A 23,983-nucleotide genomic window follows, 5' to 3' on the forward strand; every position below is an offset into this window, starting at 1 on the left:
CCGCGGTCGGCTCGCCGGCCATGGAATGCTGGACCGGTGACCGCCGCCTCGGAGACCGTGCCCGAACCGCCCCGCCAGCCTCGCCGGCGGTGGCGGTTCGTGCTGACCATCGTCACCATGCTGGTCCTGCTCTTCGGGGTGCCCTGGTGGTTGCTCGTCTTCTCCGGGCAGGACTGGCCGACCTGGGTGCAAGCGCTGGCGAGCGGCATCTTCGCGGTCGTGCTGTTGTCCTTCCCGCGGCTGATGATGCTCGGCCACGGCCGCCGGCACCAGGACTGGGCGGCCCGCATCGCCGACACCACGCTCGGCGTCATCTGGGTGCTGTTCACCTGCTCGATCCTCGGCAACCTGGTGCGGCTCGGCCTCTTCCTCGGCGGGGTCGACGATCCCGCCCGCTCCCGGATTATGGACGCGGCGGTCGTCGGTGTCGCCCTGGTCGCGCTGCTGTGGGGCAACCACGAGGCGATGAAGGTTTCCCGGGTACGCCGCGTCGACGTCACCATTCCCCGCCTGGGCGCGGGCCTCGACGGCCTGCGGGTGGTGCTGCTGACCGACACGCACTACGGGCCGATCGACCGGGCCCGCTGGTCGGCCGGCGTCGTCGACGTGGTCAACGGGCTCGACGCCGACCTGGTCTGCCACACCGGCGACATCGCCGACGGCACGGTCGCCGAGCGGCTCGCCCAGGCCGCGCCGTTGGGTCAGGTCAAGGCCAAACTCGGGCGGGCGTACGTGACGGGGAACCACGAATACTTCAGCGAGGCGCAGGGGTGGCTTGACCACATGCGCGAACTCGGTTGGGACGACCTGCACAACCGACACATCGTGATCAGCCGGGACGGCGCGAGCCTGGTGGTGGCCGGTGTCGACGACCGCACCGCCGCGTCGTCCGGCACCCCCGGCCACCACACCGACCACGCCGCAGCGCTGGCCGGCGCCGACCCTGACCTGCCCGTGCTGCTGCTGGCGCACCAGCCCCGCCAGATCGACGGCGCCGTGGCACACGGCATCGACCTGCAGATCTCGGGCCACACCCACGGCGGCCAGATGTGGCCGTTCCACTACCTGGTGCTCACCGACCAGCCCGTGCTGCAGGGCTTGAGCCGCCATGGTGCGCGGACCCAGCTCTACACCAGCCGGGGCACGGGCTTCTGGGGCCCACCCTTCCGCATCTTCGCGCCGAGCGAGATCACGCTGCTCACGTTGCGCTCAGGTCGTTGAACCGGTCGCGGCTCGCCCGCGCGATCCGGGCCGGCACGCCGAGGTCGTCGAGCAACGCGGCCGCCGCGGCCATCTCGTCGGCCCGGCGCTTGGCGTGCGTCACGCCCGGCGGTGCGGAGACCCGCGGGTCGAACCCGCTGACGGTCGCACCGGCGCCGACCAGGTCGACCGCGAATCGACCGCCGGCCTCGCCCAGCCCGAGAACCGCGACAGCGCGCTGTGCCATGGCGCGACGGTAGGGCCGCGCCCCGCCAACCGAACAAGATGGACGCGCCAGCCCGGGCGCCCGCGAGGCGCCGATCTCGCCGCGGCCGCGCATAGGTCATTACAGGTAGCAGATGCTGACCAGGCCGGATGCGATGCCCAGCGAGAGCGCGTTGCGGAAGTTGCCACCGAGGTCGCGGGCGCGGATGTGCATGGTGACCGCGATCGCGAAGTAGGCCGCCAGCGCCGCGCAGGTCAGCACGCCCAGGTAGGGGACGACCAATCCGGCCAGGAGGCCGGTCGCCGCGGCCAGCTTGATCGGCGTCAGGAGGCGGCGGACCGGCGGCGGGGCGTGCACGTCGTCGAGGCAGCGCTGGACCGCGGCGATCGGGCGCCAGCAGATGGCCGCGTCGACGCCTTGGACGGCGGCCAGCACCACGACCGGCCAGACGGGGTCGGCGAGGATGGGCATGGTCACAGGACGAGATCGCCCGGTGGAATGTGACATAGATTCGTCAGGGTGCGATGGGTGATCGTGGGTGGGGGCGCCGTCGGTGGCGTGGTCGGTGGACGGCTGGCCGCGAGCGGCCACGATGTGGTGCTGGTCGCGCGCGGCGCGCATCTCGACGCCATCCGCGCCGGCGGGCTGCGGCTGCACTCGCCGGAGGGGCGGCAGACGCTGCGCCTGCCGGCGGTGGGTGCGGTGACCGAGCACGAGTGGCGTCCCGGCGACATCGCCGTGCTCGCGGTCAAGGGCATGGACACCCCGGACGTGCTGCGGCCGCTGGCTGCGGTCGCTCCACCTCAGACTCCCGTCGTCTGCCTGCAGAACGGCGTGGCCAACGAGCGCGCGGCGTTGCGGTCGTTCGCCAACGTCTACGGCGTACACGTGATGCTCCCGGCCAGTCATCTCGCGCCCGGTGTGGTCGTCGCGCACAGCGCGCCCACGCCCGGCGGCCTCGACCTCGGGCGCTATCCGGGTGGCCTCGACGACACCGCCGAGCGACTGGCGGCGGGCCTGCGTGCCGCCGGCTTCGCCTCGGACGCGCGCGGCGACATCATGCGGTGGAAGCACGCCAAGCTGCTGTTGAACCTCGGCAACGCGATCCAGGCCCTGTGCGGCCCCGGCGCCGACGGCATCGACAAGATCGACGAGTTGCTGCGGGAAGAGGGCACCGCCGTGCTGCGGGCCGCCGGCATCGACGTGGCCACGCCGGAGGAGGACGCGGCCCGCCGCAAGGGGTTGCTGCACATCCAGCCCGTCGAAGGCACGCCGCGCGGTGGTGGCTCCAGCTGGCAGAGCCTGGAGCGCGGCACCGGCACGGTCGAGGCCGACTATCTCAACGGCGAGATCGTGTTGCAGGCCCGCCTGCACGGCATGGAAGCTCCGGTCAACGAGCTGGCCCGGCAGCTGGTCAACCGTGCCGCTCGTGCGGGTGCGCGCCCCGGTTCCCTTACACCTGACGAGTTCATGGCCATGTTGTCGCGCTTCTGAGTCGGCTTCCCTTCAGCCAGCCCCAGGCCCTCGTCACCACGACCGCCGACAGCCTCGCGGTCGCCGAGACCTCCGGCGGCACGCCCGGTCGCGCCAGCGCCAGCGCCAGCGCCAGCAAGGCGGCGGCGATGGACTCGCTGGATCTGTCGGCGGCGAACGGCTGGACGTTTTGGCATCTGACCCGCACCGGCCAGCGGATGGACGCCGTGCGGGCCCGCTTCCTGGGGTCATGACACGCGGTAGGTGAGGTATGCGAACGGACCCGCCTGCTCGGCCGCGGTCAGCGTCAGGCGCGAGGAGGTCAGCCGGCGGGGGAGCAGCGGTGCGCCGGCGCCCAGCGTGGCCGGTGCGATGCCGATGATGATCTCGTCGAGGAGGCCCGCGTCGGCGAATGCGCCGACCAACTCGCCGCCGCCGACCAGCCAGAGGTTGCGGCCGCCGGCGGCCGCCGTCATCGCCGCGTGCACCGGGCGCACGTCGCCCGAGACGAACGTCAGGTCGGCGCCGGGGATCACGGGCAGGTCGCGGTGGGTGAAGACCCAGGACGGGCGGTCGCCATACCACTGCTGCCATTTTTCGGGTTGGTCGAGCAGTTTCTCCTGTTGAAGCACCCACTCGTAGGTGGTGGCGCCCATCGCGAACGCGCCGACCCCGGCCAGGAACGGGCCGAAGCGGTCGTCGCGCTCGGTGACCTCGAAGAGCCAGTCGAGCGAGTTGTGCTCGTCGGCGATGAAGCCGTCGATCGACGTCGCGGTGTAGTACTGCGTCAGTGCCATGCCAGCTAGCCCATCACGGGCGTACGACAGAAATCGCGGCTGAGATCAGAGCGGCGACGGGTCGGACCGCAACCGGCTGTAGAGGTGGCCGTCGCGCCAGGCGCCGTCGCGGAACTCGCAGGAGCGGATGATGCCCTCGAGCTGGAAACCGGCCTTCACCAGCGAGCGCTGCTCGGCCAGGTTCTCCGCGTGGGTGCCGGCCTGGATCCGCTGCGCCGGCGAGTGCGCGAACAGGTAGTCACAGAGCATCGCCTGCGCCCGCCAGCCGATGCCGCGGCCCCGCGAGTCGGGCAACAGCGCGATGCCGATCTCCCAGAAGCGGCCGCGGCCCGCGTACACCCCCTCGGTGTAGCTCACGAAACCCGCCGTGCGCCCCGCCGCCTCGACGATCAGCCGCCCGTCGGCCTCACCGAGGAAGCCGTCGTCGGCGTAGCGCTTGGTCACCACCTGGGCATCCTGGAAGCCGTTCCAGTCGAGCCCGATCAGGCCCGGCTCGGTGACGAATCGGCGGAGCATGTCGAGGTCGTCGTCGCCGACCGGCCGCAGCTTGATCGGGATCTCGGTCACCACCATGCGGCCATCCTGCCGGGCCGGCCGTCGACCGTGCGACCCTGCCCCCATGGAGGCATGGCTGCAGCGGGGTTTCGGCGTGCGGTTCGACTGGGGACCCGAGGGCGCGCGGCGACTGGCACCGGATAGCGCGTACGCCGTCGTGGTCGATGTCCTGTCCTTCACCACCTCGGTGTCGGTGCTGGTGGACGGCGGCACCCGGGTGCGGCCGCGGGCCTGGCACGCCCAGCCGGTGGAAGGCGACATCCCGGTCGCGGTCGGGCGCCGGGCGACGACCGCCGAGCGGCCCTGGTCGCTGTCGCCGGCCGCCCTGCGCCGCGCGCCGCGGCTTGCGGAACTCGTGCTGCCGTCGCCGAACGGCTCGGCCATCTCGGCGGCGATCCAGCAGCACTGCGGGCTCGTCGCCGGCAGCCTCCGCAATGCCGGCGCGGTCGGTCGGTGGTTGCGCGGCGCCGGCGTGGGTACGCCAGAGCGCCCGCTGACCGTGATCGCCGCGGGGGAGCGGTGGCCGGACGGTAGCCTGCGCCCCGCCCTGGAGGACCTGCTCGGAGCCGGCGCGGTCATCGCCGCCCTCGGCGCCGCCGCGCTCTCGCCCGAAGCCGCGACCGCCGCGCGGGCCTTCCACACCTGCACCGACCTGCGAGCCACCATCATGGACAGTGCCTCGGGCCGCGAACTGGTCGAGAGCGGCTTTGGCGACGACGTCGAGATCGCGCTGGAACGCGACACGTCACACGCGGTGCCGGTGCTGCGCGATGGCGCGTTCAGCGCAGCAGACCCCGGATCGGGTGTGGGCTGAGCTTCACCCGGCCCCATTCCGCGAGCCGGATGTCGCGCAGCGCGGTGCGCCGGGTCGCCGGGTCGAGCCGGTCGAGGAACAGCACCCCGTCGAGGTGGTCGGTCTCGTGCTGGAGGCAGCGGGCCAGTTCGGCGGTGCCGACCACCTGCAGCGGGCGCCCGTGCTCGTCGACACCGCGGGCGACCGTGTGCGCCCGCCGCCGGGTGTCGTAGTAGAGGCCCGGCATCGACAGGCAACCCTCCGGCCCGAACTGCTCCTCGTCGTCGGGGAAGTCGAGGACCGGGTTGACCAGATGGCCGCGTTGGCCGTCGACGTCGAAGACGAACACCCGCAGTGGCACGCCGATCTGGGGTCCTGCGAGGCCCGAGCCGTGTTGGTCGCGCAGCGTCTCGGTGAGGTCGCGCACCAGCGTGCGCAGTTCCTTGTCGAACGTGGTCACCGGGTCGGCGGCGCTGGTCAGCACCGGGTCGCCGAAGAGCCGCACGGGCCGGATCGTCACCGCCGCCTCCAAACCTTTGCAAAACTTTGCAAAGGTGAGGGTACGATGCCTGGCGTGGTCCGGCAAGAGACGGCTATGGCGATGCGGCATCCGTTGCGGGTGGCGCTGCTCGACCTGCTCGAGGGCTTTCGCGCGGTGACCGCCAACGAGGCCGCCCGGCGGCTGGGTGAGAGTTCCGGCGCCTGCTCCTTCCACCTGCGACAGCTTCAGCGCTACGGCTTTGTCGAGCCGGTCCCCGGCACGCACGGCCGGGCCCGCCCCTGGCGACTGGTTCCCGCCGTGGCGAACCCGCCCGACTTCGGCCCGCTGGCCCGCGAGCTGGAGGACGAGGGTTATCACCGTTGGCTGTCCCGGCGCGCCAACGCACCGGAGCACTGGCGCCGCGACGAGGCGTTCAGCGAGGTGCTGCACCTGACCCCGGCCGAGTTGGCGACGGTGGCCGCCCAGATCCGCGAGGTGCTCGTCCCCTACGCGCGGCGCGAGCACCCCCGGGGCAGCGGCCCGGTCGGGGTGGTCGCCCGGGTCTTCCCCCTGCTCCCCGAGGACGACGGGTGATCGACCTGGTGCACACCTCGGCGGCCGGCCCGGCGGCGCTCGCGGCGGCGTACGGGTTGCTGGAGGAGGTCTTCGAGGGCGACTTCGGTGCCGACGACTGGGAGCACTCGCTGGGCGGCATGCACGCCTTCGCCTGGGCCGGCGACACCCTGGTCGCACACGGCAGCGTCGTGCAACGGCGGCTGGTACACAACGGACGCGCGTTGCGCTGCGGCTACGTCGAGGGCGTCGGCGTCCGCGCCGACCAACGGCGGCGCGGCCACGGCGGCGCGGTGATGGCGGCGCTGGAGTCGGTCATCCGCTCGGCCTACGACCTGGGCGCCCTCGGCACGACGGACATGGGCGAGCCGTTCTACCGTTCCCGCGGCTGGCTGCCCTGGGCCGGCCCGCTGTCCGCCCTGACACCTACCGGCGTCCGCGACACCCCTGAGGAGCAGGGCGCCGTCTACGTCTTCCCGGGCGTCCTCCCGCTCGACCGGTCGGCCCCTCTGACCTGCGACTGGCGCGACGGCGACGTCTGGTAGCCGTCCTCCAGAGAGCCGGCGCACGCGGGGCCGGTGCCGCCAGGTCGAAGGTGGCGCGGAAATTCTTACCGTGGTGATGTCGAGAATCCGGCGCCGGTCGCTACGTCCCTGGTGAGGGGTGACCAGACGAGGAGAGTGAGATGTCCGAGCTTCGTACGCTGATGTCCGGTATCGCGATGGGCGAGTCCCCCAGGTGGCGGGACGGCCGGCTGTATTTCTGTGACTGGGGCCTGGGCCGGATCGTGCGGGTCGAGGACGACGGCGCCGGCACCGTGCTGGCCGACGTCGGCGACATGCCGATCTGCATCGACTGGCTGCCCGACGGGCGGCTGCTCGCCGTGTCCGGGAAGCAGGGCCGGCTGCTGGAGGTCGGCGACCGAACGGTCGAGCAGCACGCCGTCCTGGGTGACGGCCGATGGAACGAGATCGCCGTTGACCGCCGGGGCAACGCGTTCGTCAACGACATCGGCTTCGACTTTCCCGGCGGCGACTACCGGCCCGGCCGGGTCTGCGTGCTCACCCCCGGCGCCGGCGCGCCGCGCGAGGTCGCCGACGGGCTGGCATTCCCCAACGGGATGGCGGTGCGCGGCGACACGCTGATCGTCGCCGAGTCCTACGCGGGGCGGCTGACCGCATTCGATATCGCCGCCGACGGCGGGCTGGGCGATCGGCGGGAGTTCGCGGCCGTCGAGGGGTCGGCCCCGGACGGGATCTGTGTCGACGCCGAGGGCGCGGTCTGGTTCGCCGACGTGCCCAACCGGCGCTGCGTCCGGGTCGCCGAGGGCGGCACGATCCTGGCCACGGTGGACGCCGACCGGGGCTGTTTCTCCTGCGCCCTCGGCGGTCCCGACGGCCGCACGCTGTTCATCACCGCCAACCAATGGGGTGAACAGGGCGCGGCCGATGGCGTCGTCTACGCGACCGAGGTCGCGGTGCCGGCCCTAGGACACTGACCGCAGGGTACGCGCGAACACGTCCAGCGCGGCCGGATAGCCGCTCTCGCCGGGTGTGCCGTAGCCGACGATCACCCCTTGTGGATGGTCGTCGGCCGGCGCGTGCCAGTGGCTGGCCAGGTCGCCCAGCGCGAGCCCGCGGCGGCCGGCCTCGGCCAGCACGTCGGCCTCGCGCGGGCCCCCGGGCGGCAGACTGACCAGCGCGTGCAGGCCCGCGGCGATGCCGTCAACCGGCGCGTCGCGCAGCCGGGCCAGCAGCAGGTCGCGGCGGGACCGGTAGCGGGCGCGGGCGGCCCGGACGTGCCGGTCGTACGCGTGACTGGTGATCATCTCGGCGAGGGTGAGCTGGCCGATCACCTCGGTGTGCACGTCGATGTGGCGCTTGGCCTCGACCACCGGCTCGACCAGCCGCTCCGGCAGCACCACCCAGCCCAGCCGCAGCCCGGGGCCGAGCGTCTTGGCCGCCGTGCCCACGTAGGCGACATGGTCGGGCGCCATCCCCTGCACCGCCCCGACGGGCTGCCGGTCGTAGCGGAACTCGCCGTCGTAGTCGTCTTCGACCACGAGCGCGTCCCGGGCCCACGCCGCGACCGCCCGACGGCGCTCGGGCGCCAGCGTGACACCCGTCGGGAACTGGTGCGCCGGCGTCAACACGACCGCATCCACAGTGGACGGAAGCAGGTCCGTCCGGGCACCCTGCGCGTCGACCGCCAGCGGCACCACCCGGGCGCCCGCCCGGAGCGCCACCGAACGGTGGAACGCCAGCCCCGGATCCTCCATCGCCACCACCCGGTGCAGGCCGGCCAGCAACGCCAGCGCCTGCACGTAGCCCGACGTCACGACGATCCGGTCGGGGTGGGCCAGCACGCCGCGGGCCCGGCCGAGATACTCCGCCAGCGCGGCCCGCAACTCGGGCCGGCCGCGCGGGTCGCCGTAGTCGTAGGCCGCCGCCGGCGTGCGGGCCAACGCCCGGCGCATCGCCCGCAACCAGGCCGCCGTCGGGAACGCGTGCACGTCGGGGCTACCGGGCCGCAGGTCGAAGCGGGGCACCGGCACAGCGGAGGACGCGGCCGGGGCCGGCGCGGCCGGCGGCACCCGCGCCACGGTGGTGCCCGACCCGGTCCGCGCGGTCAGGTAGCCCTCGGCGACGAGTTGGTCGTAGGCGGCGGCCACCGTGCCGCGGGCCACACCCAGCGAGGCCGCGAGGGTCCGGGTGGCCGGCAGCCGGCTGCCGGGCGCCAACCGCCCGGATCGCACCGCCGCCCGCAACGCCCGCTCGATGCCGGCCCGCCGGCCGCCCGCCGGCAGGTCCAGGTGGAGGTCCACCCCGCCGGCTTGGTTCGACGACCAATCGGCCCAATCAACTGCCACGATATTGGACCTTAGCGCGAGGCCAATCCGCGCCTAGCGTGGTGGGCATGACGACCTCCACGGTCCGCCTCGCGGCGGACAAGCTCGCACCGCACATGAACCGCGCCATGAACGCCTTCGACGCCGCCTCCCGCCAGACCACCCTGGAGGCGCCGCTGCTCGAACTGGTCCGCGCCCGTGCCTCGCAACTGAACGGCTGCGCCTACTGCGTCGACACGCACAACGCCGACGCCCGCAAGGGCGGCGAGACCGAGCGCCGGCTCTACGCGCTACCGGTCTGGTCGCAGACCCCGTTCTTCACCGAGCGCGAGCGCGCCGCCCTGGCACTGACCGAGGCGATGACCCGGCTGACCGACGGCCCGGTGCCCGACCCGGTCTTCGCCGCGGCCCAGGAGCAGTTCGACGAGAAGGAACTCGCCGAGCTGGTCTGGTCGATCACGGTGATCAACGCGTGGAACCGGGTCGCCGTCACCACGCACGCGTGGCCCCTGTCGTGACACCGCCGATGGGTGAGTGGCGGCCCGGCCCACCGGCGCACACCGGGCAGGCGCTGCGGGCTCTGCACCGCCCCGGCAAGCCGTTGGTGCTGGCCAACGCCTGGGACGCGGCGTCCGCGCGGGCGGTGCAGGAGGCCGGCTTCGGCGCCGTCGCCACCACCAGCGCCGGTGTCGCGCTCAGCCTCGGCTACGCCGACAACGAGGCCACGCCGGTCGGCGAGATGCTCGACGCGGTCGCCCGGATCGTCCGCGCGGTCGACGTCCCGGTCACGGCCGACATCGAGCGAGGGTACGGCCTGCCGCCCGCGCAACTGGTCGAGCGACTGGCCGCCACCGGGGCTGTGGGCTGCAACCTGGAGGACTCGGATCCGCGTACCCGGGAAATGGTCGATGTGGACCGGCACGCCGACTTCCTGGCTGCGATCCGCGCGGCCGCCGGCCCCGACCTGGTCGTCAACGCCCGGGTCGACGCCTTCATCCGCGGCGTCGACGATCCGCTGGCCACCGCGGTCGACCGGAGCCGGCGGTTCCTGGCCGCCGGCGCCGACTGCGCCTACCCGATCGGTGCCAGCGCGCGCGCCGACATCGCGGCGCTGGTCGCGGTGGGCCCGGTCAACATCCTGTTCACCGACGACACGCCGGCGCTGCCCGACCTGGCAGCGCTCGGCGTGGCCCGGGTCAGCTTCGGGGAGGGCATCCACGCGGCGCTCGCGCGGACGCACGCCCGGATGCTCGCCGCGATCGCCGCGGGGACGTCGCCCTACCGGGCGTGAGCGTTACGGTTGCGGGGTGACCGACGTGCACGAGCCGCCGAAGGACCTGACGGACCCGAAGACGCTGCTGCTCGACTATCTCGACTACTACCGGGTGGTCGTCGGGCGCAAGGTGGTCGGCCTGGCGCCCGACGAGCTCGGCCGCAGCCGGCTGCCGTCGGGCTGGACCCCGCTCGAGTTGGTCAAGCACCTGGTCTACATGGAGGAGCGCTGGGTCCGCTGGGGGTTCGCGGCCGAGCCGGTCCCGCACCCGTGGGGCGACCAGGACGACGACGGGCGCTGGCTGGTCCATCCGGAGGAGACGGTCGACGCGCTGCTGGCCGCGATGGACCTGGCCGGCGCCCGCACGCGGGAGATCGCCTCGCGGTCGGCTCTCGACGACCGGGCCGCGGTAGGCGGGCGCTTCACGACGGCGGCGCAGTGTCCGACGCTGGGCTGGATCCTGTTCCACGTCCTTCAGGAGTACGCCCGGCACGCCGGCCATCTCGACATCGCGCGCGAGCTGGTCGACGGCGCTGTCGGCGAATAGGGCACCTTTCGGGTCCCGCGTCGGGCGCCCGACACCACCGCGCTCCCGGCGGTCGTAGCCTGCGGGCGTGACCCTCCGGCTGGCGAGCTTCAACGTCGAAAACCTGTTCGCGCGCGCCAAGGCGCTCGACACCGACGAGCGCGAGGTGGGCGAGCCCGCCCTGGCCGCGTTCGAGACCTTCAACCGCGTCGCGGCCCGGCCGGTCTACTCCGACCAGGACAAGGCCGACATGATCGTGGCGCTGACCACCCTGCGGGTGCTGGTCGAGACGCCGCAGGGGCTGCGGCTCAACAAGAACCAGTTCGACGACGCGTGGGCGCTGCTCCGCGAGAACCGGGGCGACTTCCTGGCCGCGCCCGACGACGCGCCGCCGCGGATCGTCGCGAAGGGCCGCGGCGACTGGCTCGGCTGGGTCGAGTTGACCATCGAGCCGGTCGACGAGACCTCGACCCGGATGACCGCCAAGGTGATCGACGAGTTGGCGCCCGACATGCTCTGCGTGGTCGAGGCGGAGAACCGCCCGGCCCTGGCCCGGTTCAACGACGAGTTGCTCGGCGGCCGGTTCGCGCACTGCATGCTGGTCGACGGCAACGATCCGCGCGGCATCGACGTGGGGCTGTTCTGCACCGACGCCGTCAAGGTGCGCTGGGTGCGCAGCAACGTCGACGTCCCGGACCCCATGCGCAAGGGCAAGCGGCTGTTCAGCCGCGACTGCCCGGTCTACCAGCTCCGGCTGCCCGGCGGCGAAGACCTGTTCCTGCTGCTCAACCACCTCAAGAGCCAGTCGTTCAGCAGCGGCGACCCCGATCCGCTGCGCACCCGGCAGGCGCAGGAGGTGCGCGCGCTCTACGACGGCCTGCGCGCCGAGGGCGCGACGCTGGTGGCGGTGCTCGGAGACCTCAACAAGGGGCCCGACGGCGACCGCCACCCGACCCTGGAGGCGTTGCTCGGCCCGGGCACGCCGCTGGTCGACGCCTACGGGCACGCCAACTTCAAACAGCTCTTCGGCGACAAGGACGTCCACCACGAGCGGCCGGGCAGCTTCCAGACCTGCTCGCTGAAGAACCGGCTGGACTACATCCTGATGTCACCGGAACTCGCCGGGACGGTGGTCGACGGCGGCGTGTTCCGCAAGGGGCTGTGGGGTGGGCCGGGCAACGTCAACCCGCCCAGGCAGTGGTCGATCTTCCCCGAGATCACCGCCGCCCGGCAGGGCGCCTCCGACCACGGCGCCGTCTGGGTCGACCTGGACCTCTGACAACGCGAGTGCCCGCGCCCGGACCGCGGCGCGGGCTTCGAAAGCGTCAGACGCGGGCGGGCTCGACCGCGGGCTCGACGGCGGCGGCCGCCGTGCGGTTGGCGGCCAGGTGCTGGCGGACCGAGTAGGCCACCGCCGCCGCCCAGGCCACGTAGATGACCGCGTAGCAGGCCCACCGGACGCCGTCGGACGCGTCGATCCAGTCGCTGCGCAGCAGGGTGCGCACGTTGGTCAGGATGATCACGCCGCCGACCGCGGAGCCGAGCACCCGCGGCGGGACGTGCCGCACCAGCCAGGCGGCGATCGGCGCGGCGATCACGCCGCCGAGCAGCAGCGCCGCGACCCAGGCGAAGTTGATTTCCTCGGAGCCGATGCCGACGAAGAAGCCGACGCTGGCGGCGATGGCGACCAGGAACTCGCTGGTGTCGATCGAGCCGATCGTCTTGCGCGGCTCGAGCCGGCCGCTGGCGAGGATCGCCGGGGTGCCGACCGGGCCCCAGCCACCGCCGCCGGTCGCGTCGACGAAGCCGGCGACCAGGCCGAGCGGGGTGAGGAAGCGCTTGCGCAGCGGCTGGCCGAGGTTGCCCGTCGGCAGGCCGGACGCGGTGAAGCGGATCAGGATGTAGAGACCGAGGGCCAGCAGGATCAGCGACATCACCGGTGCGGCGGTCTCGGTCGACAGCCGGGACAGGAACGTCGCGCCGGCGAACGCGCCCAGCGCACCCGGGATGCCGATCTTAAGGACGACCTTCCAGTCGACGTTGCCGAACCGCCAGTGCGACGCGCCGGAGACCAGCGTCGTGCCGATCTCGGCCAGGTGGACGGTGGCCGACGCCGCGGCCGGGTTGGTGCCGATCGCGAGCAGCAGCGTCGTGGAGGTGACCCCGTAGGCCATGCCCAGACTGCCGTCGACGAGCTGGGCGCCGAGACCCACCAGCGCCAGGAGGACCAGCTTGCGCACCGCGGCCACCACCCTTCCCTAGTTTGTTGGTAGAGAATACGTAAACGATCGGGATGGTGGCAAGACGCTTCCCACGAAACGGGCCCAGAGGGTTGATGATGGTTGGATGGGTGCCTACGCCGACGCATACCGGACGAGCCTCACCGACCCGAGCGCCTTCTGGGGCGCCGCCGCCCGCGAGATCGAGTGGGTCCGGCCGCCGGCCACCGTGCTCGACGACGGCGCGCCGCCGTTCTACCGCTGGTTCCCCGACGGGGTGCTCAACACCTGCTTCAACGCCGTCGACCGGCACGTCCGCGACGGGCGGGGCGAACAGGCCGCCGTCGATTACGACAGCCCGGTCACCGACACCCGGCGCACCCTGACCTACCGGGAGTTGCTGGACCAGACCGCGCGCTTCGCCGGCGTACTCCGGCATCTCGGTGTCGGCAAGGGCGACCGCGTGGTGATCTACATGCCGATGGTGCCCGAGGCGGTCGTGGCCATGCTCGCCTGCGCCCGGCTGGGCGCCGTGCACTCGGTGGTGTTCGGCGGTTTCGCGCCGCGCGAGCTGGCCGCCCGGATCGACCACGCCCGGCCCACCGTGCTGGTCACCGCCTCGTGTGGCATCGAGGCCAAGCGGATCGTCGAATACCAACCGATCGTCGAGCAGGCCCTCGCGCAGGCCACCCACCGGCCGCGCAGTGTGGTGCTGCTGCAGCGGCCGCAGGCGCCGGCCACCCCGCGGCCCGGGCGCGACCTCGACTGGCACGACGCGCTGGGCGAGGCCGAACCGGTCGACTGCGTGCCGGTCGCCGCGACCGACCCGCTCTACATCCTCTACACCTCCGGCACGACCGCCCGCCCGAAGGGCGTCGTGCGCGACAACGGCGGCCACGCGGTGGCGCTCCGGTGGAGCATGAGGCACGTCTACGACACCCACCCGGGCGAGACGATGTGGACCGCCTCAGACATCGGATGGGTCGTCGGGCACTCCTACATCGTGTACGCGCCCCTGCTCACCGGCTGCACCTCGGTGCTCTACGAGGGCAAGCCGGTCGGCACTCCCGACGCCGGCGCCTTCTGGCGGGTCGCCGCCCAACACGGGGTCAAGACGATGTTCACCGCCCCGACCGCCTTCCGGGCGATCCGCCGCGACGACCCGGCCGGCGCCCACCTCGACCGCTACGACCTGAGCGCGCTGCGCTACCTGTTCCTCGCGGGGGAGCGGCTCGACCCGGAGACCTACGCCTGGGCCCGCGACCGGCTCGGCATCCCGGTGGTCGACCACTGGTGGCAGACCGAGACCGGCTGGCCGATCGCCGCCAACCCGATGGGCCTGGAGCCGCACGGGCCGCGCCCCGGCTCGGCGACCGTGCCGATGCCCGGCTACGACGTCCAGGTGGTCGACGAGGCCGGCGAGCGGGTCAAGGAGGGCCAGATCGTCATCAAGCTGCCGCTGCCGCCGGGCACCCTGCCCACCCTCTGGGAAGACGACGAGCGTTACATCGCCTCCTACCTGAGCGCCCACCCCGGCTACTACCTGACCGGCGACGGCGGCTACCTCGACGACGACGGCTACCTGTTCGTCATGGGCCGCACCGACGACGTGATCAACGTGGCCGGCCACCGGCTCTCCACCGGCGCGATCGAGCAGGTCCTGGCCGCGCACGAGGCCGTCGCCGAGTGCGCCGTGATCGGCGTCGCCGACGAGCTCAAGGGCCAGCTGCCGCGGGCGTTCGTGGTGCTCAAGGCCGGCACCGAGATCGATCCCGGCACGCTCGACGCCGAGCTCAAGGCCCTGGTCCGCGAGCGGATCGGCGGCATCGCGGCGCTGCGGCGGGTCGACGTCGTCGCCGGCCTGCCGAAGACCCGCTCCGGCAAGATCCTTCGCCGGACCATGCGCGGCATCGCCGCCGGCGCCGACGAGCCGGTGCCCTCGACGATCGAAGACCCGGCGGTGCTCGATGCTCTGCGACCACTCCTGGCGGAACGGGGCTAAGGGCGCGCCGGCGCGGGCGGGCGGACCGGCAGCTCCGGTGCGGCGTTGTTGAGCGGCACCTCCGGCCCGCGGATCAGGCCCAGCTGCACCGCGTGCCGGGGCATGAACGCGTTCAGCAGCCAGTCGCCGACCACCCTGATCCGGTTCCTGGGCAACGACAGGAGGTGGTAGCCGCGGGTCGCGATCATGGCCGGAATGCCGGACAGGTGGATGCCGATCGGGTTGGCGGTCGCGGCCAGCCCGCCGAGGTCGACCACGAAGCCCAGGTCCCGGTGCCGGTATGGCTTGCGCCTGCCCGTCCCGTACTCCGCGGCGATGTTGCTGGCCGCCTGCTTGCCGTGCCGCACCGCGTGCTGGGCGGTCATCGGCGTCGGCCGGCCCGGGTGTTCCGGGTCGGGCACCGCCGCCGCGTCGCCGACCGCGTAGACCCGCGGGTGGCCGGGCACGTTGAGGTATTCGTCGACCACGATGCGGCCGTGGTCGGTGGGCAGGCCGAGGTCTTCGACGACCGGGTCGGGGCGCACGCCGACACACCAGACCAGTGTGCGGGTCGGGATGTAGCGACCATTGGTCAGGCGTACGCCGTCGAAGAGCGCTTCCTGCACCGAGGTGCCGAGCAGCACCTCGACGCCGCGCTCGCGGAGCACCCGGTCGGCGTCTTTCGACATCTCCTCGTCCAGCTCGGGCAGCACCCGCTTGGCCAGGTCGATCAGGATCCAGGTGGGCTTTATCGGCGCACCCTTCTGCTTGGCCAACTGGTCGGTGAACTGCACACCGTGCGCGGCCACCTCGGTGCCGGTGTAGCCGGCGCCGACCACCACGAACGTGCAGCGCGCGGTGCACTCGCCCGGGTCGGGCTCGACCAGCGCCATCTCGATCTGGCGGACCATGTGGTCGTGCAGGAAGAGCGCCTCGGGCACACCGCGGAAGCCGTGCGCGTGGTCGGCCACGCCCGGGATGGGCAGCAGCTTGTTGACGCTGCCCAGGGCTATCACCAGCCGGTCGTATGGGATGTAGCCGTCGCCGCCCTCGGGGTCGACGTAGTGCACCCTGTTCTGCTTGAGGTCGAGCGCGTTGGCCTCGCCGAGGACCAGCCGGACACCGGGCAGCGCGGAGGTGAGCGAGACCGCGATCTGGCGCGGCTCCAGGACCCCGACCGCGACCTCCGGCAGCAGGGGCACGTAGAGCAGATAGTCGGTCGGGTTGATCAGCGTGATGTCTGCCCGGCCGCGCGCGAGGCGGCTCAGTTTGTGCGCTGTGTGGAACCCGGCGAAGCCGCCTCCGACGATGACCACCCTTGGACGAGCCATGCCATCCACGGTAGTGCCAGGTGGGGTGACCGGCACCCTATGTGCCGGATTCAGCCCAAGGCCGGTTTGGAGCCGAACACCTCCGATGTATCGCGACCTCGGAGGGAAGAACGTTCGGGACAGGCATCGACGTTCGGGGATTGACGCGCGAAGACATCCAATGTTAACTACACGTCACAGATGTGGGTCGATGCATCACCGGCCCACACCTCACCCCCGCTGCGGCTGCCCATTTCGGCGGATGGACAGCGCGGTGACGCCCGGCAGGCGTCGCCGTTGGCGGGGCACATCTACAGACGAACGATCACGAAGGGATCGTGTCGAATGAAGGTGCGTACGCCGATCCGCGCCGCGGTGCTCCTCCTGCTGGCCGGCGGCCTCGTCGCCACCGGCCCGGCACCGGCCGGCGCGGCGCCCACGGATGCCGCGTACAACGCGGGCACGGGCGCCCTCGACGTCAACTACGGCAGCTACCTGTCCAAGCACGACATCGTCTACAACCGGCCCAACACCAACCCGCTGCACGGCCTGACCGTCGGCAACGGCAGGACCGGCGCCATGGTGTGGAACCAGAACGGCACGACGATGCAGGTCTCCGGTGTCGACCTGGCCGAGCAGTCGACCTACGCGGCCGGCAACCTCAACCTCTTCACCTCGCCGCAGCTCGACTCCGGCTACAGCACGTTCCAGCAGCGGCTCTCGCTCTACGACGGCACGCTGACCACCAGATACGACACCAACCGCACGGTGACGGTGTTCGGCGCGCCCAACTCCGAGGTGATGGGCATCCACGTCGACGACAGCCGGCCCGGCGTGAGCAGCATCGGGCTCGACCTGTCGCTGTGGGACATGAACACCGTGCAGAACATCGCCGACGTGCCCAACCTGACGACCTGGCGCACGGTCAGCACGTTCGCCGACAGCACCGGCGTCGGGCTCTCCCGCGGCCAGGCCGACCCCAACAACTTCGGCTACACGTTCGCCGCGACCGTCGAGGGCGCCAGCTACACCTCGCAGACCGTCAACGGGACCCGGGTGCGGCTCACCATCACGCCCAGCTCGAGCTACACGATCTGGTTCACCGCGGCCAGCCGGATCAACTCGCCCGGCCAGAACTCGGTGCAACAGGCGAAGAACCAGCTCGCCGCGGCCAGGTCGACCGGTTACACCAGCACGCTCAACGCGTACAAGAACTGGTGGCACTCCTTCTGGGCCAAGTCGTTCGTGCAGTACGGCGGCAGCGCCGACAACGACTACCTGGAGAACGCCTACTACCTGTTCACCTACATGATCGCGGCGGGTGGATACGGCAACTATCCGCTGCACTTCATCAACGGCAACTTCCGCGCCACGCAGGACAACTCGAAGTGGAGCAACGGCTACTGGTACTGGAACCAACGGGACGTCTACAACTCGTTCTACGGCTCCAACCATCCGGAGCTGATGCGCACCTTCAACAACCTCTACGCGCGAAATCTCCCGGCGTTGAAGAGCTACACCCAGACGCGCTACGGGACCGACTCGCTCTGGGTGCCGGAGACGATGGGCTGGGACGGCAACGCCCGCGGCACCATCAACAGCGACTACGTCAACGACATCTACTCGACCGGCACCGAAGCCGCCTACAACATGTATCTCTACTACCGTTACACCAACGACGCCACCTACCTGCGTGACGTCGCCTACCCGTTCATCCGGGAGTCGGTGCGGTTCTACCAGAACCGGTTGTCACGCAACGGCAGCCAGTACTTCATGGCCAGCTCCAACGCGCACGAGACCTACTGGGACGTGCGCAACGCGATCACCGACCTGGCCGCCGTGCGGCTGCTGTTCCCGCTGGCCATCCAGGTCTCCACCCAGCTCGGGCTCGACAGTGGACTGCGGTCCGGTTGGCAGGACGTGCTCAACAACCTGGCGCCCTACCAGATCCAGAACGGCGCCTATCTGCCGCACGACCCGCCGATCTCGCAGACCCGCAACGGCGAGAACGTGGCCCTGGAACTGGTCTGGCCCTACGACCAGACCGGGATCGGCTACCCCGACACGCAGACGGCCATCAACACGTGGAACGTGCGGCCATTCCCGTACGGCAACGTCTGGGCCAACGACCACGTGCACGCCGCCCGGCTCGGGCTCGGGCCGCAGGCACAGGCAGGCATGAAGACGATGCTGCAGAAATACCAGAACTACCCCAACGGCATGACCAACAACACCAACGGGGTGTACGAGTACGTCGGCATCCACCTGGCCGCGATGAACGAGTCGTTGATGCAGTCGTACAACGACAGGATCCGGGTGTTCCCGGCCATCCCGTCCGACTCGAACTTCGTCGGCAAGTTCACGTTGCTGGCTAAGGACGGGTTCCTGGTCAGCTCCGAGCGCGAGGCGCAGGAGACGAAATACGTCGGCATCCGCAGCCTGCACGGCAAGCAGGCCCGGGTGGTCAACCCCTGGGGCACCCAGCAGATCCGGGTCCGCCGCACCAGTGACAACGCGATCATCACCACGGTCTCGGCGGCCGAGGTGACGTTCGCGACGGCGGCCAACACCACCTACGTGGTAGAGCGGGTGGCCAAGCCGCTGACGTCCTACTCGGCCACCACCCTCACTGGCACGGCCAACCAGGGCGCGAAGTCGCTGTCCGGCACCGCGTCGACCCTCGGCCTCGGGCCGGCGGGGCAGGGCGGGCTGGTCAACGACACGGAACTGACCTACGGCGCCAACTGGTACCAGACGACGGCGCGCGGCTACGGCGACTACAACGACGACACCCACCACACCAACACGGTGGGCGCCGAGGCGTCCTACACGTTCACCGGCACGGGCGTGGAGTACCTCTCGGAGCGGTTCAGCGACATGGGCAACGTCGACGTCTACGTCGACAACGTCTTCCAGACCAACGTCAACCTCAACGTCGGTGGCGCCCGGCAGGCACAGCAGGTGGTCTACAGCAAGACCGGGCTGGCCAGCGGGCAACACACGATCCGGATCGTCAACAAGTCGACCTCGGTGGGCATGGTCGACGCGCTGCGGATCCTCACCGGCGGTGGCAGCAACCCGACGGGTGGCACCGCGTTGCGGGCGATGGTCAACAACCAGTACGTGACGGCGGGCGCCAGCCCGCTGATCGCAAGCGCGACGGCGGTCGGCGGGTCCGAGCGCTTCGACCTGGTCGACCTCGGCGGCGGCAACGTGGCGTTGCGGGCCCAGGTCAACAACATGTTCGTCTGCGCGGAGAACGCCGGCGCCAACCCGCTGATCGCCAACCGGGCGTCGGCGGGGTCCTGGGAGACATTCGCCCGGGTCAACAACTCCGACGGCACGATCAGCCTGCGGGCCACCGTCAACAACAAGTACGTCGTCGCGGAGAACGGCGGGGCGGCAGCCCTGATCGCCAACCGCGACGCCATCGGACCGTGGGAGAAGTTCACGCTCGTCGCGAGCTGATCCCACCAAAGGGGGGCCAGGGGAATGGCACACCCTGGCCCCACACCTTCCGTCCTACCCGCACCAGCCGAGCGTCGGCGGCCCGGCTCCTAGCCAACCCCCACATGAGCGGAGGAGGAGCACAGTGTTGAGACGTTTGATGTCGGCCTTGGCCGGGCTCGCCATCGTGCTGGTGGCCGCGTTGTACGCGGCACCCGCGACGGCGGCCCCGGTGACCAAGGTCCTGGTGTTCTCCAAGACGGCCGGTTTCCGGCACTCGTCGATCCCCAACGGCATCGCCGCGATCCAGCAACTCGGATCGCAGAACGGCTTCACGGTGACGGCCACCGAGGACGCCAACCAGTTCACCACCGCCAACCTGGCGCAGTACCAGGCGGTGGTGTTCCTCTCGACGACCGGTGACGTGCTCAACGCGACGCAGCAGAGCGCGTTCGAGTCCTACATCGCGAGCGGCAAGGGCTATGTCGGCGTGCACGCGGCCGCCGACACCGAGTACGACTGGGCCTGGTACGGCGGCCTGGTCGGTGCCTACTTCCTGTCGCACCCGGCGATCCAGCAGGCCACCGTGCGGGTCGAGGACCGCAGCAACGTGATGACCTCGCACCTGCCGGCCGACTGGACCCGCACCGACGAGTGGTACAACTACCGGACCAACCCGCGGGCCAACGTACGCGTGCTGGCGCGCCTCGACGAGGCCACCTACACCGGCGGCTCGATGGGCGACCACCCGATCACCTGGTGCCAGAACTACGGCGGCGGCCGGGCCTTCTACACCGGGCTCGGGCACACCGAGGCCTCCTACACCGAGTCCAACTTCACCCGGATGCTGCTCGGCGCGATCCAGTGGGCCGGCGGGGCGCAGACCGCGACGTGCACGCCGGCGACCACCCCGCCGGTGTCCGGCACGGCGTGGAAGGCGCTGGCCAACAACAAGTTCGTCACCACCAGCGCCGGCAACCTGATCGCCAGCGCCACCGCGGCGTCGACCAACGCCGAGCGGTTCGACGTGGTCGACCTCGGTGGCGGCAACGTCGCGCTGCGGTCGAAGGCCAACGGGATGTATGTCTGCGCGGAGAACGCCGGCGCCAACCCGCTGGTCGCCAACCGGGCTGCCGTCGGTGCCTGGGAGACGTTCGCGCGAATCAGCAACTCCGACGGCAGCGTCAGCTTCCGGGCCCAGGCCAACGGCCGCTACGTGGTCGCGGAGAACGCCGGCGCCGCCGCCCTGATCGCCAACCGCACGGCCATCGGCGCATGGGAGAAGTTCACCCTCACCAGTTAGGTCTTCCGCTCCACGGACCCTTGGTCCCGCACGGCCGTGCACCGGCCGTGCGGGCCTCGGTCCGGTGCTGCTCCGTACCCCTACCCACCACTGGAGCATCCACATGCGACGTACGTCCCTGCGCCGCAGACCGCGCTTGCTCAGCGCGCTCGGCGTCACCCTGCTCGCCCTGGTGAGCCTCTCGGCGGTGGTCACCGCCGCTCCCGCGCCCGCGTCGGCGGCGCCGCCCGCGACGAACCTCTTCGAGAAGGTCAAGCTCGACGGCGGCACCTCGATGGGTGAGCCGATCGAGTTGGCCGTGGCGCCCGACCAGAAGGTCTTCTACATCAACCGCGGCACGTCGTCCGGCGGCGGCCAGGTCCGGCTCTACAACCCGACGACGCGCACGACGACCGTCGCGCTGACCCTGGCGCTGGAGGCCCGGTTCGAGGACGGCCTGATCGGCATCACGCTCGACCCGGCCTTCGCCACCAACCGCTGGCTCTATCTCTTCTACTCGCCGGCCCAGGCGACGCTGGTCAACCGGATCTCCCGGTTCACCTTCAACGCGACCACCAACGTGGTCGACCCGGCGTCGGAAGACATGATCATCGAATGGCCGACCGAGCGCCGGCTGTGTTGCCACTCCGCCGGCTCGATGACCTGGGACACCGCCGGCAACCTCTACTTCGCGGTCGGCGACAACACCAACTCCGGCGGCGACTCGGCCGGGATGGCCCCGATCGACGAGCGGACCAACCGCGACGCGCAGTACGACGCCCAGCGCACGGCCGGCAACACGAACGACCTGCGCGGCAAGATCAACCGGATCAAGCCGACCGCCAACGGCACGTACACGATCCCGGCCGGCAACCTCTTCGCGCCAGGCACCGCGAGCACGCGCCCCGAGATCTACATCATGGGCAACCGGAACCCCTACCGGATCTGGGTCGACAAGAAGGCGAACAACACCCTCTACTGGGGCGAGGTCGGCCCCGACGCGGGTGCCACGATCGCCAACCGCGGGCCGGCCGCCTACGACGAGTTCAACCGGGCCACCGGCCCCGGCAACTACGGCTGGCCCTACTGCGGCGGCCCCAACGTCGCCTACAACGACTGGGACTTCGCCGCCAACGCGCCCCGCGGCTGGTTCCCGTGCGGCGGCAGCACCGGCCCGGTCAACAACTCGCCCCGCAACACCGGCCTGCAGCAGCTTCCGCCGACCAAGCCGGCACTGGTGTGGGAGCAGCACGGCGGCAGCCGCGAGTGGCCGGCCCTCGACAACCCGGGCGGCTGCGGCTCGCCCAACCACACCGAGGTCTACCACTACGACCCCAACCTGGTCTCCGACGTGAAGTGGCCGGCCTACTACGACAACAAGTGGCTGATCTCCGAGTACTGCCGCAACTGGATCAAGGAGGTCCAGTTCAGTGGTGGCCCGGTGACCGGCACGCCGACGGTGATCGAGCCGGCGCTGGCCGGGATGCAACTCGTGCACCCGATCGACATGGAGTTCGGCCCGGACGGATCGCTGTACCTGCTCGAATACGGCAACGGCTACTTCTCCGGTGACGTCGCCGCCGGCCTCTACAAGATCAACTATGTCGCCGGGGGCCGCGCGCCGATCGCCGTCGCCACCGCCAACCGCGACAACGGGCTCGCCCCGCTGGCCGTCACCTTCTCCAGCGCGGGCAGCACCGACCCCGACGGCGACCCGCTGACCTACCAATGGGACTTCGACAACAACGGCACCGTCGACTCGACTGCCGCCAACCCGTCGTACACCTACACCACCAACGGCGACAAGCGGGCCCGGCTGACCGTCAACGACGGCACCGGCCGCAGCGGCACCACGTTGTTGCCGATCGTCGTCGGCAACAACCGGCCCACCGTCACGCTGGGCGGCCTGCCAGCCGGGGGCATGATCTCGTGGGCGGAGAACGTCACGGCGACCGCGACCGCCACCGACCCGCAGGACGGCACCATCCCCTGCGCCAACGTGGTCATCCGGGCCGCCCTCGGCCACCAGGAGCACGCGCACGAAGAGGGCCAGGGCACCGGTTGCGGGTTCACCGTCAACACCGGCCCGGTGCACGCCGGCCCCGACTCGACGCTGTTCTTCGTGCTGCGGTCCAGCTACACCGACAAGGGCGCGACCGGCACCGTGCCGCTGACCGGCGAGAAGGAGATCACCCTCTGGCCCAAGCAGTGGCAGGCCGAGCACTACGTGACGCTCAACGGCCCGCAGGTGATCACCGCATCCGGGGCCGAGGGTGGCAAGCGGCTCGGTGACATCCAGAACGGCGAGTACGTGCGGCACCACGCGGTCAGCCTCAAGGGCATCACCCAGGTCCGCGCCCGGGTGTCGTCCGGCGGCGCCGGCGGCACGGTCTCGTTCCGCTACGACTCCACCACCGGCACCGAGGTGGCCCGGGTCGCGGTGCCGGGCACCGGAAGCTGGGACACCTACACCGACATCACCGTCCCGGTGACCAAGCCCGACGACAACACCCACGACCTCTACATCGTCTTCACCGGTGGCAGCGGGGCGTTCCTCGACCTCGACAGCTACACCTTCCTCGGTGCGGGTGTCTCGACGCCCGGCAGCGGCGGGCCGCGGACCGGCGCGATCAAGGCGCTCGGCAAGTGCGCCGACGTCAACGGCGGCGCCACCGCCGACGGCACGAAGATCCAGATCTGGGACTGCAACGGCGCCGCCAACCAGACCTGGACCGTCGGCACCGACGGCACCATCCGGGCCCTCGGCAAGTGCATGGACGTCCAGTCCAGCGGCACCGCCAACGGCACGAAGATCCACCTCTGGACGTGCAACGGCACCGGCGCACAGCAGTGGGTCACGGCGGCCAACGGCGGGTTGCGTAACCCGCAGGCCAACAAGTGCCTCGACATCCCGGCGTCCAACGTCACCAACGGAAACCAGCTGCAGATCTACGACTGCAACGGCACCGGCGCCCAGAACTGGACGCTGCCGTGACGCC

The 23,983-nt window shown here is 71.2% G+C and carries 21 protein-coding genes and 1 pseudogene; 14 read left to right on the plus strand and 8 right to left on the minus strand.

Translation table 11 applies throughout. The features are described from left to right. Window positions 1–36: 36 nt before the first annotated feature. Window positions 37–1,221 (plus strand): metallophosphoesterase, encoded by a 1,185-nt coding sequence (locus AB0J74_RS16745; protein WP_363448642.1) that lies wholly within the window; start codon window positions 37–39, stop codon window positions 1,219–1,221. Here AB0J74_RS16745 and AB0J74_RS16750 read toward each other — a convergent pair. Both AB0J74_RS16750 and AB0J74_RS16755 read right to left on the minus strand, forming a co-directional pair. Continuing rightward, the gene (locus tag AB0J74_RS16750; protein WP_363448643.1) at window positions 1,199–1,447 is read right to left on the minus strand and encodes a DUF1932 domain-containing protein; all 249 of its coding nucleotides are present in this window, start codon (window positions 1,445–1,447) and stop codon (window positions 1,199–1,201) included. The two genes, AB0J74_RS16745 and AB0J74_RS16750, sit on opposite strands and share 23 nt — an antisense overlap. 99 nt (window positions 1,448–1,546) lie before the next feature. Next, window positions 1,547–1,897, minus strand: a complete 351-nt coding sequence (locus tag AB0J74_RS16755; RefSeq protein WP_363448933.1) for a DoxX family protein — start codon at window positions 1,895–1,897, stop codon at window positions 1,547–1,549. A gap of 48 nt (window positions 1,898–1,945) precedes the next feature. Between AB0J74_RS16755 and AB0J74_RS16760 the strand changes: the two genes are divergently transcribed. Next, window positions 1,946–2,920: a 2-dehydropantoate 2-reductase gene (locus AB0J74_RS16760; protein ID WP_363448644.1), complete on the plus strand. Its 975-nt coding sequence runs from the start codon at window positions 1,946–1,948 to the stop codon at window positions 2,918–2,920. A 227-nt stretch (window positions 2,921–3,147) separates the two neighbouring features. Here AB0J74_RS16760 and AB0J74_RS16765 read toward each other — a convergent pair whose 3' ends face one another. Together AB0J74_RS16765 and AB0J74_RS16770 are read right to left on the minus strand one after the other, a co-directional pair. Then, a complete protein-coding gene (locus tag AB0J74_RS16765) occupies window positions 3,148–3,696 on the minus strand; it encodes a dihydrofolate reductase family protein (protein WP_363448645.1) in 549 nt (182 codons plus the stop codon). A 45-nt stretch (window positions 3,697–3,741) separates the two neighbouring features. After that, window positions 3,742–4,269: a GNAT family protein gene (locus tag AB0J74_RS16770; RefSeq protein ID WP_363448646.1), complete on the minus strand. Its 528-nt coding sequence runs from the start codon at window positions 4,267–4,269 to the stop codon at window positions 3,742–3,744. Window positions 4,270–4,315: 46 nt separating this feature from the next. Here AB0J74_RS16770 and AB0J74_RS16775 point away from each other — a divergent pair, with 46 nt between their 5' ends. Next, window positions 4,316–5,065 carry a 2-phosphosulfolactate phosphatase gene (locus AB0J74_RS16775; protein ID WP_363448647.1) on the plus strand — a complete coding sequence of 250 codons (750 nt, stop codon included), beginning with the start codon at window positions 4,316–4,318 and terminating at the stop codon, window positions 5,063–5,065. Here AB0J74_RS16775 and def read toward each other — a convergent pair. Continuing rightward, complete coding sequence (def, locus tag AB0J74_RS16780; RefSeq protein ID WP_363448648.1) at window positions 5,031–5,564, minus strand: peptide deformylase; 534 nt, start codon at window positions 5,562–5,564, stop codon at window positions 5,031–5,033. The genes AB0J74_RS16775 and def overlap by 35 nt on opposite strands. A gap of 54 nt (window positions 5,565–5,618) precedes the next feature. Here def and AB0J74_RS16785 point away from each other — a divergent pair, with 54 nt between their 5' ends. From AB0J74_RS16785 to AB0J74_RS16795, 3 genes are all read left to right on the plus strand, one after another. Further along, a complete protein-coding gene (locus AB0J74_RS16785; RefSeq protein ID WP_363448649.1) occupies window positions 5,619–6,119 on the plus strand; it encodes a helix-turn-helix domain-containing protein in 501 nt (166 codons plus the stop codon). Continuing rightward, the gene (locus AB0J74_RS16790) at window positions 6,116–6,643 is read left to right on the plus strand and encodes a GNAT family N-acetyltransferase (protein ID WP_363448650.1); all 528 of its coding nucleotides are present in this window, start codon (window positions 6,116–6,118) and stop codon (window positions 6,641–6,643) included. The genes AB0J74_RS16785 and AB0J74_RS16790 overlap by 4 nt, the downstream gene beginning before the upstream one ends. Before the next feature lie 140 nt (window positions 6,644–6,783). Next, on the plus strand, window positions 6,784–7,596 hold the full coding sequence (locus AB0J74_RS16795; protein ID WP_363448651.1) for an SMP-30/gluconolactonase/LRE family protein: 813 nt from the start codon (window positions 6,784–6,786) through the stop codon (window positions 7,594–7,596). Here AB0J74_RS16795 and AB0J74_RS16800 read toward each other — a convergent pair. Continuing rightward, a complete protein-coding gene (locus AB0J74_RS16800; RefSeq protein WP_363448652.1) occupies window positions 7,585–8,922 on the minus strand; it encodes a PLP-dependent aminotransferase family protein in 1,338 nt (445 codons plus the stop codon). The two genes, AB0J74_RS16795 and AB0J74_RS16800, sit on opposite strands and share 12 nt — an antisense overlap. A 92-nt stretch (window positions 8,923–9,014) precedes the next feature. On the opposite strand from AB0J74_RS16800, the gene AB0J74_RS16805 reads away from it, so the two are divergent. The 4 genes from AB0J74_RS16805 (at window position 9,015) to AB0J74_RS16820 (ending at window position 12,024) form a co-directional block, all read left to right on the plus strand. After that, complete coding sequence (locus AB0J74_RS16805; RefSeq protein WP_363448653.1) at window positions 9,015–9,464, plus strand: carboxymuconolactone decarboxylase family protein; 450 nt, start codon at window positions 9,015–9,017, stop codon at window positions 9,462–9,464. Beyond that, a complete protein-coding gene (locus tag AB0J74_RS16810; protein WP_363448654.1) occupies window positions 9,449–10,237 on the plus strand; it encodes an isocitrate lyase/phosphoenolpyruvate mutase family protein in 789 nt (262 codons plus the stop codon). The genes AB0J74_RS16805 and AB0J74_RS16810 overlap by 16 nt, the downstream gene beginning before the upstream one ends. Window positions 10,238–10,253: 16 nt before the next feature. Further along, window positions 10,254–10,766: a DinB family protein gene (locus AB0J74_RS16815; RefSeq protein WP_363448655.1), complete on the plus strand. Its 513-nt coding sequence runs from the start codon at window positions 10,254–10,256 to the stop codon at window positions 10,764–10,766. A 67-nt stretch (window positions 10,767–10,833) separates the two neighbouring features. Continuing rightward, the gene (locus AB0J74_RS16820) at window positions 10,834–12,024 is read left to right on the plus strand and encodes an endonuclease/exonuclease/phosphatase family protein (protein WP_363448656.1); all 1,191 of its coding nucleotides are present in this window, start codon (window positions 10,834–10,836) and stop codon (window positions 12,022–12,024) included. A 46-nt stretch (window positions 12,025–12,070) separates the two neighbouring features. On the opposite strand, the gene AB0J74_RS16825 is transcribed toward AB0J74_RS16820, so the two are convergent. After that, window positions 12,071–12,985: a sulfite exporter TauE/SafE family protein gene (locus tag AB0J74_RS16825; protein WP_363448657.1), complete on the minus strand. Its 915-nt coding sequence runs from the start codon at window positions 12,983–12,985 to the stop codon at window positions 12,071–12,073. 106 nt (window positions 12,986–13,091) lie between these two features. On the opposite strand from AB0J74_RS16825, the gene AB0J74_RS16830 reads away from it, so the two are divergent. Continuing rightward, window positions 13,092–14,966 (plus strand): propionyl-CoA synthetase, encoded by a 1,875-nt coding sequence (locus AB0J74_RS16830; protein ID WP_363448658.1) that lies wholly within the window; start codon window positions 13,092–13,094, stop codon window positions 14,964–14,966. On the opposite strand, the gene AB0J74_RS16835 is transcribed toward AB0J74_RS16830, so the two are convergent. Continuing rightward, window positions 14,963–16,276: an NAD(P)/FAD-dependent oxidoreductase gene (locus AB0J74_RS16835; RefSeq protein WP_363448659.1), complete on the minus strand. Its 1,314-nt coding sequence runs from the start codon at window positions 16,274–16,276 to the stop codon at window positions 14,963–14,965. The two genes, AB0J74_RS16830 and AB0J74_RS16835, sit on opposite strands and share 4 nt — an antisense overlap. Window positions 16,277–16,600: 324 nt before the next feature. On the opposite strand from AB0J74_RS16835, the gene AB0J74_RS16840 reads away from it, so the two are divergent. From AB0J74_RS16840 to AB0J74_RS16850, 3 genes and pseudogenes are all read left to right on the plus strand, one after another. After that, complete coding sequence (locus AB0J74_RS16840) at window positions 16,601–19,723, plus strand: glycoside hydrolase family 95-like protein (protein ID WP_363448660.1); 3,123 nt, start codon at window positions 16,601–16,603, stop codon at window positions 19,721–19,723. A 139-nt stretch (window positions 19,724–19,862) separates the two neighbouring features. Then, window positions 19,863–20,579: pseudogene (locus AB0J74_RS16845) on the plus strand (ThuA domain-containing protein); the annotation flags it as partial. 529 nt (window positions 20,580–21,108) lie between these two features. Beyond that, a complete protein-coding gene (locus AB0J74_RS16850; RefSeq protein WP_363448661.1) occupies window positions 21,109–23,979 on the plus strand; it encodes a ricin-type beta-trefoil lectin domain protein in 2,871 nt (956 codons plus the stop codon). Window positions 23,980–23,983: the final 4 nt, after the last annotated feature.

The organism is Asanoa sp. NPDC049573 (assembly GCF_040676615.1).
In the GTDB taxonomy this organism is placed as follows: domain Bacteria; phylum Actinomycetota; class Actinomycetes; order Mycobacteriales; family Micromonosporaceae; genus Asanoa.